At 65.4% G+C, this 17,350-nt stretch carries 8 protein-coding genes and 1 pseudogene; 3 read left to right on the forward strand and 6 right to left on the reverse strand.

Going from position 1 to position 17,350, the window contains the following annotated elements; genetic code table 11:
* The first annotated feature begins 150 nt into the window (after window positions 1–150).
* The 3 genes from B0G77_RS34255 (at window position 151) to B0G77_RS34265 (ending at window position 4,741) form a co-directional block, all read left to right on the forward strand.
* Window positions 151–2,385 (forward strand): SulP family inorganic anion transporter, encoded by a 2,235-nt coding sequence (locus B0G77_RS34255; protein WP_133666232.1) that lies wholly within the window; start codon window positions 151–153, stop codon window positions 2,383–2,385.
* A gap of 158 nt (window positions 2,386–2,543) precedes the next feature.
* Complete coding sequence (locus B0G77_RS34260) at window positions 2,544–3,128, forward strand: flavin reductase family protein (protein ID WP_133666233.1); 585 nt, start codon at window positions 2,544–2,546, stop codon at window positions 3,126–3,128.
* A 467-nt stretch (window positions 3,129–3,595) separates the two neighbouring features.
* Entirely contained in the window at window positions 3,596–4,741 is a 1,146-nt protein-coding gene (locus B0G77_RS34265; RefSeq protein ID WP_133666234.1) for a branched-chain amino acid ABC transporter substrate-binding protein, read from the forward strand.
* Between the two features lie 155 nt (window positions 4,742–4,896).
* On the opposite strand, the pseudogene B0G77_RS34270 reads toward B0G77_RS34265, so the two are convergent.
* The 6 genes and pseudogenes from B0G77_RS34270 to bcsP all read right to left on the reverse strand — a co-directional run bounded on the left by B0G77_RS34270 (window position 4,897) and on the right by bcsP (window position 17,260).
* Window positions 4,897–9,733 (reverse strand): annotated as a pseudogene (locus B0G77_RS34270) (cellulose synthase subunit BcsC-related outer membrane protein).
* The gene (gene bcsZ, locus B0G77_RS34275) at window positions 9,724–10,836 is read right to left on the reverse strand and encodes a cellulose synthase complex periplasmic endoglucanase BcsZ (protein ID WP_243751419.1); all 1,113 of its coding nucleotides are present in this window, start codon (window positions 10,834–10,836) and stop codon (window positions 9,724–9,726) included. The pseudogene B0G77_RS34270 and the gene bcsZ overlap by 10 nt, the downstream one beginning before the upstream one ends.
* Window positions 10,837–10,894: 58 nt before the next feature.
* The gene (gene bcsB, locus B0G77_RS34280; RefSeq protein WP_133666236.1) at window positions 10,895–13,426 is read right to left on the reverse strand and encodes a cellulose biosynthesis cyclic di-GMP-binding regulatory protein BcsB; all 2,532 of its coding nucleotides are present in this window, start codon (window positions 13,424–13,426) and stop codon (window positions 10,895–10,897) included.
* Window positions 13,427–13,431: 5 nt separating this feature from the next.
* On the reverse strand, window positions 13,432–15,639 hold the full coding sequence (bcsA, locus tag B0G77_RS34285; protein ID WP_133666237.1) for a UDP-forming cellulose synthase catalytic subunit: 2,208 nt from the start codon (window positions 15,637–15,639) through the stop codon (window positions 13,432–13,434).
* Window positions 15,636–16,463: a cellulose biosynthesis protein BcsQ gene (gene bcsQ, locus B0G77_RS34290; protein ID WP_133666238.1), complete on the reverse strand. Its 828-nt coding sequence runs from the start codon at window positions 16,461–16,463 to the stop codon at window positions 15,636–15,638. The genes bcsA and bcsQ overlap by 4 nt, the downstream gene beginning before the upstream one ends.
* The gene (gene bcsP, locus B0G77_RS34295) at window positions 16,460–17,260 is read right to left on the reverse strand and encodes a cellulose biosynthesis protein BcsP (RefSeq protein WP_133666239.1); all 801 of its coding nucleotides are present in this window, start codon (window positions 17,258–17,260) and stop codon (window positions 16,460–16,462) included. The genes bcsQ and bcsP overlap by 4 nt, the downstream gene beginning before the upstream one ends.
* Between the last annotated feature and the right edge of the window lie 90 nt (window positions 17,261–17,350).

The raw sequence follows: 17,350 nt of genomic DNA on the forward strand, positions 1-17,350 counted from the left end.
CTCACAACACAGTGTACGTCGCGTCGATTTAAGCGGGCACGTGAAGGCCGAAGCGCGCACGCATCGTGGCGCCGGGAAATTGACACGCGCCGATGCAGCGGCGGATACTCGACGAGCCAGGAGTCGAGCCGCATGCATCGGGAGAGCGCCGTGAAGCCAGGCACAACCGGTTCCGCTACCGCCGTCAGCACGGGTTCGCGCGCCGGTGGCCTGGTCGGCGATCTCGCGGCCGGTGCCGTCTCGACGATCGTCATGCTCTGCTACGCGATGAGCCTCGGCACCATGATCTTCAGCGCCGATCTGGCGCGCTACGCCGAACTGGGTGTGCCCACGGCGCTTGTCAGTTGCGTCGTCACCGCACTGGTGATCGCGCTGACGAGTTCGATGCGGGTGAACATCGGCGGCCCCGATAGCAACGCCACGGCGTTCCTTGTCGGTGTGGCGGCGGGCGTCGCGAGCAGCGTGCGCGCCGACGGCGGTTCTCCCCGCACCATCCTGCTCACGGTGCTGATCGCCATTGCGTTGTGCTCGATCGTGACTGGCGTCATCCTGTTTGCCATCGGTTCGTCAAAGCGTAGCCGCTCGTTGCAGTTCCTGCCGTATCCGGTTTTGGGCGGTCTTCTGGCGGGCACCGGCTATCTGCTGCTGGCGGGCGCGTTCCGTGTGCTGACCGGCGAGGCGCCGCACTGGCATACCCTGTTCGCGTTGCTCGCGCACCTGCACTGGCTCGCATGGCTGCCTGCAGTGATCGTGGGCGGCCTGCTCACGCTTCTATCGCGAGTGTGGAATCATGCTGCGGTGCTGCCGTTGACGCTCGGCTTCGGCGTGGCGCTCTTTTATGGGCTGCTTTATGCTGCTGGCCTGTCGACGGAAGAGGCGCGTCACATGGGACTGTTGCTTCCGCATGTGCCGCTGCGTGGGGTGCAGATTCCGGCGCTGCATCTACCCACGTCGCTTGCACACGGGGATGTCGACTGGTCGGCGATCGGCGCCCATCTGCCGGAGACGCTGGTGGTCACATCGGTGTCGGCGATCACGATCCTCATGAACTCGAGCGCGATCGGCGCGGCCACCGGCGAAGACGTCGATCTGAACCGCGAGATGCGGGCCGCCGGCCTTGCGAATATCGCGAGCGGGATGCTTGGGGGCATGGTCGGCTATCAGTCGTTCAACCGCTCGATGCTCAATGTCAGCGTGGGCGCGACAAGCCGCCTTGCGGGCGTGTTTGCATCGCTTGTGTGTCTCTTCGTGCTTGCCGCATCGCCTGATCTTGTGGCGCTGTTTCCTGTGCCGGTGCTCGTCGGACTGCAGCTTTTCATGGGACTGCGTCTGTTGCTGCACTGGCTGATAGGCGCCCATGCCAGGCTCGGCTTGCATGAGTATCTGCTCGTGCCCGCGATTCTCGGCGTCGTTGCTTTTTACGGCGTTGTCGCCGGTGTGGTGGCGGGTGTGATTGCCGCATGCGTGATGTTCGCGCTGCTTTATGGCCGCGTCAGTTGTGTGCGCATGGAGTTCGATGTGGGCACCCGAACCTCGAATGTCGAACGCAGCATCGAAGACACGCAACGGCTGCGCGAACTCGGCACGCAGGTATGCGGTGCCTGCCTTCAGGGGTTTCTCTTCTTCGGCACGGCGAATTCGATCCTGCAGCGCATGCGCGAGCGGCTGGCCGCTCGCGGCACGTTTCCGGTTCGCTTTGTCATGCTCGACTTCGCCGCGACGAACGGCATGGATGCGTCAGTATCGATCAGCTTCGTGAAGCTCAGGCAGATGTGCGCAGCCGTCGATGCGGACCTGGTGCTCACCGCATTGCCGGCACACTCGCGCGATCTGCTGGCAAAGACCGGCACGCTCAATCTGCGGATTCATGAGTTTGCGACGCTGGACGCCGGACTCGAATGGGTCGAGGACCGGTTGCTGGCTGCGGATTCGCACGGCTTGTCGCGCAACGAAGCGGATTTCTATACCTCGCTCATGCCGCACTTCACCGCACACGCGCTCGACAGACTTGCGGCCTGCATGGAGGTGCGCGATCTCGCTGCCGGCGAGGCACTCTTTCTTCATGGCGAGCCGGGTGACGCGATGTACCTGGTCGAGCGGGGCCGCGTCACGGTTTCGCTGCCGCTCGCAGGCGGTCGGTCGGTGCGGCTGCGTTCGTATGGAGCAGGGACGATCGTCGGCGAGATGGCGGTCTACACGCAGAAGCCACGTGGCGCCGATGTGCGCGCCGACGGTGTCGCGCGGGTTCGGCGGCTGTCGCTCGCCGCGTTAGGTACGCTCGAACAGGAAGATCCCGTCACTGCGCAGCAGTTTCACCGCTTCGTCGTGAAGGTGATGGCTTCGCGCCTGGCGGTCGCGGACGAGGAACTGGGCGCGGCTCACTGACTCTACCTCGGACCTCATGCGACGCGGCACGCCGGAACGCCTCGCGCAGGAGAAAGCAGGACCCGGCATCGTCTGCCATGATGACGACGGCCAGCCGTGCAGGCATGATCGAATCCCGCACCCAACCGTTAACCCCGATCCCGACGATACGACCATTTATGAAAGGCATCCGGCAAGCAGTAGAACTGTCACGCGCAACGCAACTGATGAATCACGGTCCGGTGACGATCATCACGAGCGCGCACGGCGAACGTTCGAACATCATGGCGGCGTCCTGGGCGATGCCGCTGGATTTCAGTCCGCCCAAGGTCGTCGTGGTGATCGACAGCCGCACGCTGACGCGCCAACTGGTCGAAGCGAGCGGTGTGTTCGGTCTGCAACTGCCGAGCCGCGTATTGGCGCGACAGACGCTGGCGGTTGGCACCAAACCGGGCATGGAACTGGACAAGTTCAGCGCATTCCAGCTGGAAACGTTTCGGGGGCAGCAGATCGACGTGCCGATGCTGGAAGGCTGTGTCGCGTGGATGGAGTGCAAGGTGATCCCCGACGACAGCCAGCGGCACGACCTGATCATCGGCGAAGTGGTCGCCGCCTATGCGGACAGCCGGGTCTACTCGAACAACCGCTGGCACTTCGGCGATGACCCCGATGTACGCACCTGCCATTACGTCGCGGGCGGGACGTTCTTCGCTACCGGTGAGGCGTTCGAAGTCGACCCTGTGCCGGTTGGATCCGGCTTCTGAGCGATTTTTTATCTCTTATAGGAAACAACTCGGGGTTCCACGCGCAAGTTGACGAGGAACGCTGTCGATCAGGCGGTGCGCCTTGCTGGTCAAGGGTTTGCCCTGTCTTACGAGCATCTCCGGCAAGCCGGTGAACGCGCGATTTTCCTGCGCTTGCGCTCTTCGCACCGCCTCGCAGCCGCCGTCTCTATCTGGCTGCAACCCATGCTCTTCCTGCCTTCCACGCAATCGGTCCGGTGCTCGGGTAAGTCCCTACGCCGCGTCGCCGCTAAATTGTTTTTTTTCCGCAATTCGTGTCGCTATACTCGCTTTAGGTTCCTATAGGAAACTTTTGGCGCGTCAATGAAACTCGCCTGAGGTTGGAACCCGTAGCTCACGTACTCCGAGGTTCAGGCCTGCAGTCGCCGCGCCTCGAATGATCCAACCGAATTCAATTCGTTCACGTTTGTTTATCTGGGGAATCTGACATGGTTGCACGTCCTGGCACTCTTTTCCGCGCTGCTTTCGTTGGCGTCATGTTGCTCTCTGGCGCCGCGGTGCAGGCGCAGCAGGTCGTCAAGGTGGGCGTCGCTGCGCCAATGACGGGCGGCAACGCCGCCTACGGCAAGGACATCGATAACGGCGTGCGCCTTGCCGTCGACGAAGCGAACGCCCAGCAGATGACGATCGGCGGCAAGCCGGTGAAGTTCGTGGTGGTGTCGCAGGACGATCAGGCCGACCCGCGCATCGGCGTTCAGGCCGCCCAATACCTCGTGGACGGCGGCGTGTCGGTGGTGGTCGGCCACTTCAACTCCGGCACGACGCTGCCGGCGTCGCAGATCTACGCGAAGGCCGGCATTCCGATGATCACGCCGGCCGCCACTAATCCGCAGATCACCCGCAACGGTTTGCCGACCGTCTACCGGGTGATCGCCACGGATGCCCAGAACGCCGGCAACGCGGGAGTTTACGCAGCGCAGGTCGCCAGGGCGAAGCGTATCGCCATCATCGACGACCGCACGGCATTCGGGCAGGGCGAAGCCGATGAATTCGAGAAGGCAGTGAAGGCGAGCAATGGCAACATCGTCGGGCGCGAGTACACGAACGACAAGGCCGTCGATTTCAGCGCACAGCTCACGAAGATCAAGGGCATGAATGCGGACCTGGTGTTCTTCGGTGGACTCGATGCGCAGGGCGCGATGTTTGTGAAGCGTATGCGCCAGCTCGGCATGAAGGCGCAGTTTCTGGCTGGCGGCGGCGTGATGGATGCGAACTTCATCAAGCTCGCGGGGGACGCCGCCGAAGGCGCGATGGTCTGGGAATACGGCCAGCCGTTGAGCACGCTGCCGCAGGGCAAGACGTTCGAGACGAAGTTCAAGGCAAAGTACGGCACGGACATGCTGGCTTACTCGCCGTTTGCGTACGACGCGGCGTGGGTCGCAATCAAGGCGATGCAGACGGCGAACTCGGTGAAGCCGGCAGATTTCAACGCGGCACTGAAGGCGACCGAGTCGAGCGGCATTACCGGACAGATTGCCTTTAACAAGGACGGCGACCTGAAGAACCCGACCTCGACGCTGTATGAGGTCAAGAACGGCGCGTGGGTGCCGGTGACGACAAAGGCGGGTATCTGAGGCTTTGAGCGTGACGTCCCCGGAAAACGTCCGCAGGACCTCCGGGGACTTCCAGAGGAATACACACGACGGCGTTATCGCGAGATAACGCCGTCGTTGTTCATTACCCGGTTGATGGCGACGGGCAGAGAAGGCTCACGCTCTTGCCTGTTGTATCAGTTCGACAGCGACAGATACGGCGAAGTGAACGCACTCGGCGGGAAGGGTTGCAGCCCCGCCTGCGGCGTGAAGCTGTAACGCACGTACACGGCGGCCAGCCACTCGCGATACTGATAGGCGTTGCCAAGCGATGCGGTGGCGCCGAACGCGAGCTGCGGTGCCAGCTGATATTCGCCGGTCGCGTTCAGCGAGTACGACACGCCGGTTTTGCTCTGGCCTGGATAGACCGCGCCGGGGTCGACCGCATTGCTTCCTGCCACGGCGTTGATAATGGTTGCGTTAGCTGCAGCGTTGGCCTGCCTCGTCGGGTCTGTCGGGAAGTAATTGGACGAATCTTCGCGATAGTGCTGCACGCCGATCGAGCCTTTCAGGTCATAGGTAAAGGCACCGGTGCGGCCTGTCCATTCCACCGGCAGGTTCAGGATCACATACTGCTGCGGACTGAAATAGCCACCCTGACCATACGTGTAGTAGGACAGATTCTTGTCGTAATGCATCAAGGTGGTATTCACGCCGACGGTCAGTGTCTGGTCGGCGTCTTTCAGCAGGCGCGTATAGACGCCGCCGCCACCTTTCACCGCATTATTCTTTTCCACATTGTGGCCGGACAGGTACTGGAACGTCGTGTCGACATAGAGGCCGCTCGTGCCATCGTCCCAGCCGAGGTTGGCCAGTGCGCCGCTCGATGTCACACCGCCCCATTCGAGATTCGCGCCCTGATCGCGCGCACCGGCGTATGACAGCAGGCTGTCGGTCACCGCGCGGCGGGCGACGGCGAGCGAATAGGAAACTTTGTCGGTAATGCCGCCGTTGTATTTCAGACCGGCGACGATGTTCTGCTCCGGAAAGCCGAGCGGCGTGACGCCGACGTCGCCGCTGAATGCCCTGCTTTCATAGCCGACCGACAGCCCCACGCCGCTTGTGTTCTGCGAGCCGTAGGTATTCTGGCTGGTGAGGGCGCCAATCGCCCCCGTCACACCGGCGGTTCCGAAATTTTGCAGGATTGCGCGAAAGTCGACGTTCGACGTGCCGGCACCGAAGCGTGCCGCCGTAGACCCGTTCGATGTATTCGCCGTTCCAGCATCGAGCGTGACGGGCGTCGCCGAGACCACGACGTGACCGTTGCCCGCCCTGATGCGTCCTTCGATGGGCGCTTCGATATCGGTCAGATTCGACAGGCCGTCTTCGCCTGAGCGATTGCGGAACACAAGACCGCCCGAGATCGTGCTCGATTGCTCGCGATTGATCTGGGCGAGTTCTTCCGCTACTCCAAGCGTCTGCGTGTTGGCGATGCGCGCGGGGGATGGATAGCCGTCGCTGCCAGTTGACGGTTGCGCACCCGGTTGCGGCGGGTAGTACGGTTGCGCGTAGCCGGTGGGAGGCTGCGGGATGTAGGGCTGCTGGCCATATGGCTGCTGCGGATACGGTTGCGGCGCATAGCCCTGCTGCTGCGGGTAGGGCTGCTGGGCATAGCCCTGCTGCTGCGGGTAGGGCTGCTGGGCATAGCCCTGCTGCTGCGGGTAGGGCTGCTGGGCATAGCCCTGCTGCTGCGGGTAGGGTTGCTGACCATATCCCTGCTGCTGCGGATAAGGCTGCTGCCCATACGCATAGGGCTGCTGCGGATACCCTGGCTGACCATACGGCGCCTGGGCATAAGGCTGCGTCGCACTCGCTGCGTTGCGCGAAGCCGCCTGCTTCTTGCCCGTCGACTTTCTGGATGTCGACGATGTGCCCGCACCATAAGGCGCCTGCGCCAACCCGGCGTTTGCCTGCGCCTCGCGCGCAGCGGGCGACATCGGCCATGGCGTGCTCACATAGTCGTCAGCGGCGGGGTACTGAGGATAAGGCGCAGGCGCGGACGAGGCAGGTGCGTAATACGGCTGCTGCTGCCCCTGCCCGGGATAGGCCTGCAACGGCGCGCTTGTGGGCACACCCGACCCGGTTGAGCCGTAAGTATCCGGACCGTACCCGTCCGGATTGGCGCTCGAATGCGGCGCGCCGTTCGGCGCTGCGGGCGACACCGCAGGTAAGCCATAAGGAGCCACATACGGCGCGGGTTGCGAAGGCGGCGGATAGGTCGGCACAGTCCTGCGTTGGATAAGAGGGCTGGGAATAGGGCGGTGCGTAGGGCATCGCCGGCGCACCCGCGTTGAGTGCGCCGGACTGATTCGCTGCTCCGTTGGCCGGCACATCGATGGCTGTTTTCCCCGCGAATGGATTCGTGCCGGGCAGTGGCGTCGCGCCAATCCTTTGCATGGCGGTTTCCCACCCGCGCGGCACATTGCTTTGCGGCGCACTGCTTTGAAGGCCCGGCGCGCCAACCGGCGTATTCGCCGCAACGAGCGCGCGCTGCAGATAAGTCGACGCCAGCGACAGCTTGCCTTGCGCCCGGTACATACGGCCGACGGCAGCAAGCAGACGCGGATCGTTCGGCGCGGTGCGCAGCGCCTGATTCGCCATCTGCTCGGCGAAGCGGAAATCCTTCGCGCCTGTGGCCGCGGAAATCGTTGCGATTTGCAGGTCGAGGTTGTCGGGGCGCCGTGCGAGTGCGACGCGATAGCTGGCGAGCGCATTGCGATCGTCACCCGCCGATGAGTACAGGCGTCCAAGCGCCGCCTGCAGATCGGGGTTGTCGGGCATCGCGGCGAGCCACGGCGCGATGACGTCATAGGCGGCCGCGAGGTCGCCACGCTGACGCACGCTGTCCGCCTGTTTCACGACAATCGCCAGATTTAGATTGCCGAAGTCGGTGCGTTGCTCGGGTGTCAGTTGCAGGGTGGACAGTCGGCGCATCACGTTACCCAACTCGGCATCCTGCTGTGTGGCGAGCAGGATGCCGGCATATTCCAGCAGCAGCGCGGTGTCGCCAGGTGCGGCCGCCATCGCACTGCGCACGAGCGACAGCGCGCGGCTGGGGTCACCGGCCTGCAGGTAGCCGGTCGCCAGCGCACCGATCAGCTCGGGGTTGCCCGCAGCGGTAGGCTCCGCAGCACGCAGCGTCGCGAACGCTTGCTGTGTCTGACCGCTGTGCGCCTGCCGGCTGGCGATGTCGGCCTGCTGATGCACCCATAGTCGATGTTGCAGCGCCGACATCGCGTCGGTGCGCTTCGCGACGGGAATCCGGTCCAGCTGCTGCAGCCCCGCCGACCAGTCCTGCGTTTCCGCCGACAGCAGTGCGCTCGCATAGAGCGCATCCGTCATGTCCGGGTGCTTCGCAACCAGGTCGTCCATCATGCTGCGCGCGTTGCCAACCGCGCCCTGACGCACGTAGATACGCGCGAGATCGAGCCGCAACCATGGATCGTCGGGATTATTCAGCAGCGCATCTTCGAAGAGGCTGCGTGCACTGCCCAGGTCGCCGCGCGCTTCGGCGGCGCGCGCCTGCGCGGCCTGCGCTTCGCCTCGCAGCCGGTTGATGCCGCCGGCCTTCGCCTGCTGTTCGGTGTTCAGCTGGTTGGCGAACGCCAGCGCTTCATCGCCGCGACCCTGCGCCGCGAGTGCGCCGACGAGGCCGCGAATCGCATCGGGGTTGTCGGCCTGGCGGCGCAGCGCCATCCGGTACGCCTGCTCGGCGCCGCGTGGGTCGCCGTTGGTGAGCAGCATCTCGCCGAGCAGCACCTGCGCGGTGACGTCGGACGGATTCAGCGCAATCGCGCGTTCGAACAGCGACTTCGCTTTCTCGATTTCGCCATTGCTGCGCGCGCCCAGCGCATCGCTCGTGTAGGTCCAGTACGTGGCGCTCGTCAGCGCATCTTTCCAGCGCGCCGGGCTGCCCGCGCGCGACGCGCGTTCCAGATAGTTGCGCGCCTCGGCGAAGTGTTCCTGCTTCAGCGCGGCGATGCCCATGCCGCCGAGCGCATCGCCGTCGTTGGGGCTATTCGCGAGAACGGATGAAAACTTCTCGCGCGCCGCCGCGATGTCGTCGCGATCGAGCGCGGCAAAGCCGTCGGCGATCGTGCGCCCGCGCGCGTCGACGGCCGCGTTCTGCTGGGCACGCTCGCGTGCGGACTTGTCCTGCTGCACCATGCTGTCGAAGCGCGCCTTGACGGCGGCGTCGTCACCGGCAGTCTGCAGATAGGCCTCATAGAGCGGCGCGTCGGAGGGGCGCGCGTCGAGCCAGAGCAGGGCCTGCCGCCAGCTCTTCTTCGCGGCGGCGCCCACCGTGCTGTCGCCGGCGAGCTTCGTGAGCCGCGCGATGCCGTCGCGGCGCGTGACATCGCGGTAGGTCAGATGCTGCGCGAACGCGAGGGCGTAGCGGGGATCGTCGGGGTTGTCGCGGGCGAGCTGTTCGAGGCCGCGGCGCGCCTGGTCCCAACCCTGCGGTGTCGCCGCGAGCGCCTGGTAATACTCGAGTTGCAGCGCGGGCGTGGCGGGCTTGCCGGACAGCGCCCGCTGATATTCCTCGACCGCCGATGCGCTCTGGCCGCTTTGGGCCAGACGCCGCGCGTCGTTGACGGTCTGGTCCCGCACGCTGCTTTCGCCAAGCCGCCGGCCGAGTTCGTCGATGGACGGATAGTCGGGTGCAGCCTGCCGCAGCCGTGCGAGATACTGCTGCGCGCCCGCGCCGTCCTTGCGGTCGGCGAGCACCATGCCCATGCCGAACAGCGCATCGGGCTGCTTCGGATCGATGCGCAACACCTTCAGCCATGCCTGCTCGGCAAGGTCGCCGCGATGATGCGCCTGCCAGTACTTGCCCTGATCGATCAGCACATTCAGCGGATTGCCGGACGTGTTCGCCGGCGGCGTCTGCGACTGCGCCAGTGCCGGCGAGGTGCCCATCGCCGCTCCGAGTGCGGCCAGGGTCAGTGCCAGTGCAAGCCTGCTCAATCGCATGCGGTTCTCCAGCTCGGCACGAGACGGCCGGCTTCGTCGAAACGATAGCGGCCGTCGATGGCTCCGGTGCCGAACAGGCCCAGCACCCGGTCGTAGTAGACAGGGTCGTGTCCTTGACCGGTGACGTCAAGCGCGGCGAGGTGCATGCGGGCGAGGCCGAGGCCGTGCTCGTCGCCGAGCGCCTTGAAATACGGCGCCAGCGCCCCCCAGTAGCTGAGCGGCCCTTCGCCGGTGCCGACGCCCGTCGTGACGGCGACGCGCTCCGGCGGTATGCCGGTCTGCGCGACGCGCTCGCGCATCCCGCCGAGCGCCGCAAGCCAGGGCTTCGCGAGCGGATCGGCGGACGACGCAAGGCCCGCCCACAGATAGACGCGGATCGCGTCGTAGCTGCCGGTGTCGCCGGTCTTCGGATCGACGACGAACTGGCCTGTGCTCCAGGCCGCCCAGTCAGGGGCGAAGCCGTGCGGCGAAGTGGTCTTCACCAGCTTGTAGCCGTTCCCGGCGAGCGTGTTCCATGGGCCGCCCGGCAGGTCGTGCGCGAGGCCGCGCAAGACCGGGAGCGGCAGATAGCTCGGGTTCAGCCGTGTGACGTCGCCCGTCTGGAAGCCCTGCGGACCGGGCAGCAGCATCGGGCCCAACCCCGCGAGATCCGCCACTTCGCGGCGCACGATCTGCGCGGCCAGCGCCTGGCCGAGCTTCGTGTAGGTGGGCTCCTGCCAGAGACGGCCGGCCTGCAGCAGGTCATAGGCGATCCATACATCGGAGTCCGAGGCGGAATTCGGGTCGAGCACGCCGTATGAGCCGTCCGGCTTCTTGCCCCACGCCCACGACGGCAGCCGCACATTCGACGCATCGAACTGGTTGCCCGCCAGGTTCGCGCGGGTCCAGCCGAGCAGGCGGTCGAAGGTGGCGCGGTCGTTCGCGACCAGCGCGAAGAAGAGGCCGTACGACTGTCCTTCCGACGTGGTCTTCTGTTCGGGCGTCGAAAAATCGATGACGCGTCCGTCCGCCTGGACGAAACGTTCGACGAAGGTGCGGTATGCGGGCCAGTCGCCGCAAGGGCCTGCGGTGGTGGCGGCCGGCGCGCTGCTGGCGGCCGCCATCAACGATACGGCACCGAACGCGAGCGCAACAGGTCTTGCCTTGAATCTGACCGGCATATCAATCTCTCAGACGTCGCGCGGCGATCGCGCGCAGGGTACGGTAAAACAGCGCCGCGATGATGAGCGCCGCCAGCAGGCCGCCCAGCACGAGCAGCAGAGGATGCGACGACAGCACCCAGTGCAGGTACTCGACAGGCGGCAGATAACCGACGTAATACGCGTTGCCGTTCGACGTCACCGTCACCGTGCGGCCATGGATCACAACCATCGCGCCTTGAATCTGCGGCAACACGTCGGCGTCGAGGAGCGCCGCGCTCAGGTCGGCATCCGACTGGCCCGCCGCGCTTACCAGCGCGATGGCGCTGCGCGATTTCTGGAGCGGCGACTCGAAGCCGGAGATCAGCGCGTCGCTGTTCGCGCTCACCAGCGACAGGTCCGCCCGCGCGGGCATGCGCTCGACGCCCTGTACGCCATGCCACCAGTCCTCCAGCATGAAGACGACATCCGAGAGTTCGAAGGTGCGGGTGTCGCCGTCGCTGGAGAATGGCATCGATTTCGCCCAGCGCTGCAGCAGTGGCTGGCGTCCGGGCGCGCCGAGTATCAGCAGATCCTTGCTGGCGAAGCGGTCGACCTGCTCCGCGGAGGCGACGGTGACGTCCGTCACCGGATATCCGGTCGAGGCGCCCATGCGGCCCATCTCCAGCAGGAACAGGCTGTAGTCGCTCGAACCCGGATCGTTCGGCAGGATTACCGCGGTCTCCGACAGATCGGCGAGACGCGTAAACGGAAAGCCGCTGTTCGCAAACGCGGCGAGGTCCGGCAGCGCCATGAAATGCGGGAACGAAGACACGTCGATGGTCGAGTTCGGATCGATCGAACCGACGACGTTGTCGAGCAGACGGCCACGGCATTCTCCGGTGTTCGGGATGTCGTAGAAGAAGTGCATCCGCAGTTGCGAGCGCGGCGTCATCAACAGGGGCGGGATGTAGATCTGGTGACGGGCGTCGGCCGTCTTGTCCGGCAGCACGCGACTGAAATAGCGGCCCAGATCGAAGGTCGATGAACTGACCGCGGGAATTCGCATCGCCTGCACGAAGCCGTCGTTGATGCTGATGTTCAGCGACGAGCGGTCGGGCGCCGGCCGGACCGTGAATCGGTAGCGCAGGTCGATCGGCACGCCCTTGCTGTTCCACATGAAGAGATCGGGCGGCACGCGCAGATTGATACGCACGGCGCCGGCGCTGTAGCCGGTCACGGTCAGGTCGCGCGCGTCCGCCAGTTCGCCGAAGCGCACCGGACGGGTGGCCGTCAGCCAGTTCGGCGCGTCGTACGGCTTGCGCGGACCCAGTTCGGTCAGCTGTGTGATGGTCGCGCTGGTGCCGGTTAGCGCGTTTTGTCCGATGCCGAGTGCCTTGGCGGCGGTCTTCAGTTCGGCCTCGTCGCGGCCGAGCACGAGCAGAAGCTCGCCGCGCGCGGGCTCCTCGCGGGGGACCACGGCGATTGTCGGGCCGGAAACCGGCGGAATGGCGACACCCGCCGGATGCCGGTCCGGTGTGGCGAAGACGACCGCGTTGCCCGACAGCGGCACGTTATCGATCTGCGCGGGGAACACCGCGCCGCGATAGCCGGCGAGCGAGCCGAACCAGGACGCGACGATCCCCGCAGCTTCGACAGTCTGCATGCCCGGCTTCTGCGCGAATACGAACGGCAGTTCGAGGCGCCGCACGTCGCGGCGATCAAAAAACGGCAGCGGCAATGCGCCGAGATCCGGCTTGCTGGTGAGCGACGCGTAAGTCAGATCGAGCGAGCTCAGATTGCTGACGGTGGCCCACAGCGACGAATTCGCCGGGTCTTCGCACTCGGGTGCGTAGTGACCGATCAACTGCACGTTCAGGTGGTTGAACTCGGTGATGAAGCGCGGATCGATCGACACGTCGCGCGCAACGAGGATGCCGGCCTGCTCGCGCGGCACCGGCAGTGTCGCGGCGACTTCGCCGTTCACGAGCACCTTCAGTTGCGAAAGGCTGGGCAAAAGTGAAGGTGAATAGCTATAGATCAGATGCAGCACTGCGCCAGTCACCACTTCGTCGCTGCGCACCGAGAACGGCACGCCGTTCTGGCCTTCGGTGCCGCGCAATTGCAGCGGATCGAGCGCGCCGAGATCCATGAACGTGAGCGTCTGACGCCGGCCGCCCGGCACGAGCGTGCCCGGCTCGGCCGTGGTCGGCGTGCGCGCGCCGAGCGCTTTCGGCGTCGAAGCGGCCAGCACGGGGGCAGGCATGGCGAGTTCGGGCTGCACGATCGCCTGCGGATCCAGCGGCACTGCGGGGCTCGGCGCGGGTACGGCACCTACGCCGGTCGCGACCTGGTTGGCGGGCGGCAGCGGGGGCGTGGCGCTTGCTGGTTTGGCCGCCGCGGCGCCGGCGGCGACGGTCGCGGCCGTTGCGAATGGCGCGATGAAGGTCTGCATGGCGAGCCATAGCGCGAGTGCGCGCGTGAGCCGTCGTGAACGCGGATGTCTTGTGCGCACTACCGTGCCGCAGTCGCCTTGCCGTTCCTCAAGGCGCCGTGTCCCAATCCCTTTGCGCATATCAGTCAGTCTTTGGTATCCAGCTTTTTGGGATCGACTGGGCGGCTTCCCATCCAGGCCCGAAGGTCGCTATAGAGATGTTCAAACAGGCCGTCGATACCGCGCGAGCCAACCAGCAGCACGTGCGACAGCCCGCGCAGCGGCGTATCCTGCTGCCGCCCTTCGGCCCAGCCCATCCAGGCATCGGCCCGCGCAAAAGTGGTTTTGACGAACTCGAATTCCTGCTCCTTGCTGAGCGCCGAAAACCGCAGGCCCACACGCCCGGGTTCGGTAAAGCCGACGGTTGCAGGGAACGCGTATTCCTCGTCGCCGCGAAAGAGCGATACGGTCACGCGCTCGTGCATCGGTACTTCGATTGCCCCGGGCAATGCGACGCCCACGCCGCCTTCGGAATAGTCGATGGTTTCGCAGGCGAGCGTGCGGCCGGTCGCGAACTTCAGCATGACCGGCATTTTCATCGCCACGCGGTGCACTGCGCGGATCTGCCGGCGTTCCCTGGCAGCCGCCACGCTCGCGCCGAGAATCAGCATGTTGTAGCCCGTCCACGCGAGGTTCAGCACGGTGGTCTGCACCTCGCTGCGCATGTGCCAGTTCAGGTAGATGTGGACGACGCCCACCATAAAACCGAGCAGGTTCAGCAGCAGCAGAAACAGGTAAGGGCGCGAGATCGCCCAGTCGAAGTAGTTCTTCTCGATCTGGCCGCCTTTGGCCGTCACGTTGAACTTGCCGAGCTTCGGGTTGATCAGCGCGAGGAGCGTCGGCGCGGTGATGTACGACGCCAGTACCGATTCGTAGACCTCGGCCCAGAACGAGTGGCGAAACAGGCGCTGCATTCGCGAGTTCGTGATGCTCGCGTGCATCATGTGCGGCAGTGCGTAGATCGCGATCGCGCTCGCGGCGGCTTCGATCACATGCGCACCGAAGAACAGGAACGACAGCGGTGCGGTGAGAAATACGAGGCGCGGGACGCCGTAGAAGAAGTGCATCATCGCGTTCAGATAGCACAGGCGCTGACCCAGTTTCAGCCCTTTTCCGGTGAGCGGATTGTCGATCCGGAAGATCTGCGTCATGCCGCGCGCCCAGCGAATCCGCTGGCCGATGTGGCCCGACAGGCTTTCCGTTGCGAGACCGGCTGCCTGCGGAATGGCCAGATAGGCAGTCGTGTAGCCGAGCCGGTGCAGCTTGAGCGCGGTGTGCGCGTCTTCGGTCACGGTTTCGATGGCGATGCCGCCGATCTCTTCCACCATCGAGCGGCGCAGGAGCGCGCATGAGCCGCAGAAGAATGTCGCGTTCCACAGGTCGTTGCCGTCCTGCACGAGACCATAGAACAGCTCGCCTTCGTTCGGCACCTTGCGGAAGGTGCCGAGATTGCGCTCGAACGGATCGGCGGAGAAAAAATGGTGCGGCGTCTGCAGCATCGACAGCAGCTTGTCGCGCAGGAACCAGCCGAGGCCGATCTGCAGGAATGAGCGGGTTGGAATGTGATCGCAGTCGAAGATCGCCAGATATTCACCGCTCGTGGTCTTCAGTGCCTCGTTGATGTTGCCGGCCTTCGCATGGCGGTTGTGCGTGCGGATCGTCCAGTGCACGCCCACCTCTTCGCAGAACGCCTTGAAGTCCGCGCGGCGGCCGTCATCGAGAACGTGGATCGATAGCTTGCCGGCCGGATAGTCGAGCGCGAGCGCCGCGTAGATGGTCGGTTTCACGACCGACAGCGGCTCGTTGTACGTCGGGATGAAAACGTCGACTGTCGGCCAGGCGTCACGCGAAGCCGGCAGCGGCATCGGCTTGCGCTTGAGCGGCCAGGCCGTCTGGAAGTAGCCGAGCATCAGCACGATCGTCGAGTAGACCTCCGCCGACACCAGCAGGAGACCCCAGACGGCGTCGAGCGGATGCTCCCAGTAGGTCGTGGTCGTCAGCCGCCAGTACATATAGCGGCCGGACGCGACCACCGACAGCATGATCATCACCAGCGTCGCGTACCGGCCTTCGAGGCGGCGGAACAGCAGCGCAAGGACGAAGCAGCAGGTGGCGAACATCACCTGTTCGGTGAATGCCAGCGGCACCGTGAATACGAAGAACAGTGCTGTCAGCGCGAACAGCGTGAGCACGATCGTGACTGGACGGCTTCCCCAGATCCGCGAGTCGGCGAAGCGTTCGAGGCGCGACTTCGGGTTGGCGGGAGCGTTGTTCCCGGACGAGACGCTGCTCATGCGACATTCCTCGGTACATTGCCCGCATTGCCTGCACTACCCGCACTACCCGGCGCGAGGCCAGCCTGCCCGATCGACGCGAGCAGCCAGTCGCCGCACGCGCGGAGATCGGCGGCGGCCTGGCTCAGCGGATCGTAGTGGATCAGCGTGGTGTCGCAGGCGAGCGCTTCGCTGATGGCTTCGTCCGCGTGGATCACGCCGGAAAAGAGCCTCGCCCCAAGCAGCTGGCGCAAGACCTTCAGCACGTCCTTGCTGAGTTGCCGCGACTGATCGACCTGATTGATCACGTACCCTTCGCCGCCGAATTCCGGCCGCGGCGCGGCGTACGTCTCGATCAGGCGTTCCATCAGCGGAATCGCCGCGTACGACGCCGCATCGGCGAGCACCACGTTAAGCGCGAAGCTGGCGGCGCAGAGCGCGCTGCGCGTGTAGGTCGACGAGCCCGGCGGCGTGTCGATGATCACGACATCGGCTGCGTCGAGGCCAAGCGAAGCCAGCGTCTGCGCGATCCACAGCGGGTCGCGATCGAGATGGGCTTCGAAGCGGCGCCGGTCGTCTTCGACCACCGCGCCGTACGGCACCACGGTCACGCCGTCGATGCCGTCCATCATCACCGTCTGCCAGGAATCGCCGCTGAGCGTGGCGCGCGACAGGCCATCGATGCTGTCGAGCGCGATGCCGAAATGCAGTCGCAGCGCGTTCTGCGGATCGAGATCGATCGCAATCACCCGGCGGCCGCGCGAGGCAAGCACCGAGGCGAGATTGGCCGCCAGTGTCGTTTTACCGACACCCCCCTTGGCTGACACGACGGCAATGACTTTCATGAGCGACGAGGCCCGCTGACGAGCCACGCGTTGCCGGCCGGCGCCGCGACCTTGCGTGCGGCGGCTGACGCGACGGAGCCCTGCGCGGTTGCGCCCCGCAGGCGCTCGAAGAGTGCCGTCAGGGCGACGGGCGCTGCCTCTGGCGCGGGGGCTTGCTGCTGCGGCTTCGGGGCTTCCGGAGCCTTGAACAGCTTGCCGAGAATCGAGGGCGCTGGAGACGTCGCGGAGGTCGTAGGTGCGGGCTGTGTCATCGGCGCGGCTGGTGCAGCGGGCCGGGTAGCAAAGGCCGGCGATGGCGTGCGTGGCAAGTGCGCCATCGCGGCTGGCGCGGACCCGCCTTGCAGTGGCGCCGCGGCGGCGCGACCGGCGGGAGTTGCTGGGGCTGCGACCGTACCGGGCGCTGCGACACGCCCGGCAGGTACATCTGAGGCAACCGGCGCGGGCGCAGCGGAAAACCGCAATGTTCCCGCGGGGATAGCGGGCGGCAGCTTGACGTTCTCGACAGGCGGAATGGTCCTGCGGTGCGCACGCGCGAAAAGCGGCAGCTTGCCGCGCTGGCCCGGCGCGGCAGGCCGCCTGGACGGACCGTCTGCGGCGTCGTCCCCGGCCGCTGCCGGAACGCCTTCACGTCGCTGGGCGATCACGGGGATCGACGGCTGCGTCAGGTCGAGGGTGACGAGCAGGGGCCAACGCGTGCGCGCGGTCCGCGCTTCGTTTTCCCTGCCGATTTCCTGATAGTCCTGAGCGTTGCCGCCAAAGTGATCGAATAGTGTTTCGATGTCGCGCGAAAGGGTCATGGTGCTGCTGTCCTGATCTTGTCCTGTCTTACCTGGTGCCGATAGCGCCGTTCGCCGCGGCGTCTGTCTGCCTGACTGCGCGGGTTTCCA

The sequence above is a fragment of the Paraburkholderia sp. BL10I2N1 genome, assembly GCF_004361815.1.
GTDB lineage: Bacteria > Pseudomonadota > Gammaproteobacteria > Burkholderiales > Burkholderiaceae > Paraburkholderia.

Bases quoted from the DNA above. Each gene is read 5' to 3' on its own strand.
- bcsP (WP_133666239.1), bottom strand. From the start codon at position 17,260: ATGACCCTTTCGCGCGACATCGAAACACTATTCGATCACTTTGGCGGC.
- bcsQ (WP_133666238.1), bottom strand. From the start codon at position 16,463: ATGAAAGTCATTGCCGTCGTGTCAGCCAAGGGGGGTGTCGGTAAAACG.
- bcsZ (WP_243751419.1), bottom strand. From the start codon at position 10,836: ATGGCGGCCGCCAGCAGCGCGCCGGCCGCCACCACCGCAGGCCCTTGC.
- B0G77_RS34260 (WP_133666233.1), top strand. From the start codon at position 2,544: ATGAAAGGCATCCGGCAAGCAGTAGAACTGTCACGCGCAACGCAACTG.
- bcsA (WP_133666237.1), bottom strand. From the start codon at position 15,639: ATGAGCAGCGTCTCGTCCGGGAACAACGCTCCCGCCAACCCGAAGTCG.
- bcsB (WP_133666236.1), bottom strand. From the start codon at position 13,426: ATGCGCAAAGGGATTGGGACACGGCGCCTTGAGGAACGGCAAGGCGAC.
- B0G77_RS34265 (WP_133666234.1), top strand. From the start codon at position 3,596: ATGGTTGCACGTCCTGGCACTCTTTTCCGCGCTGCTTTCGTTGGCGTC.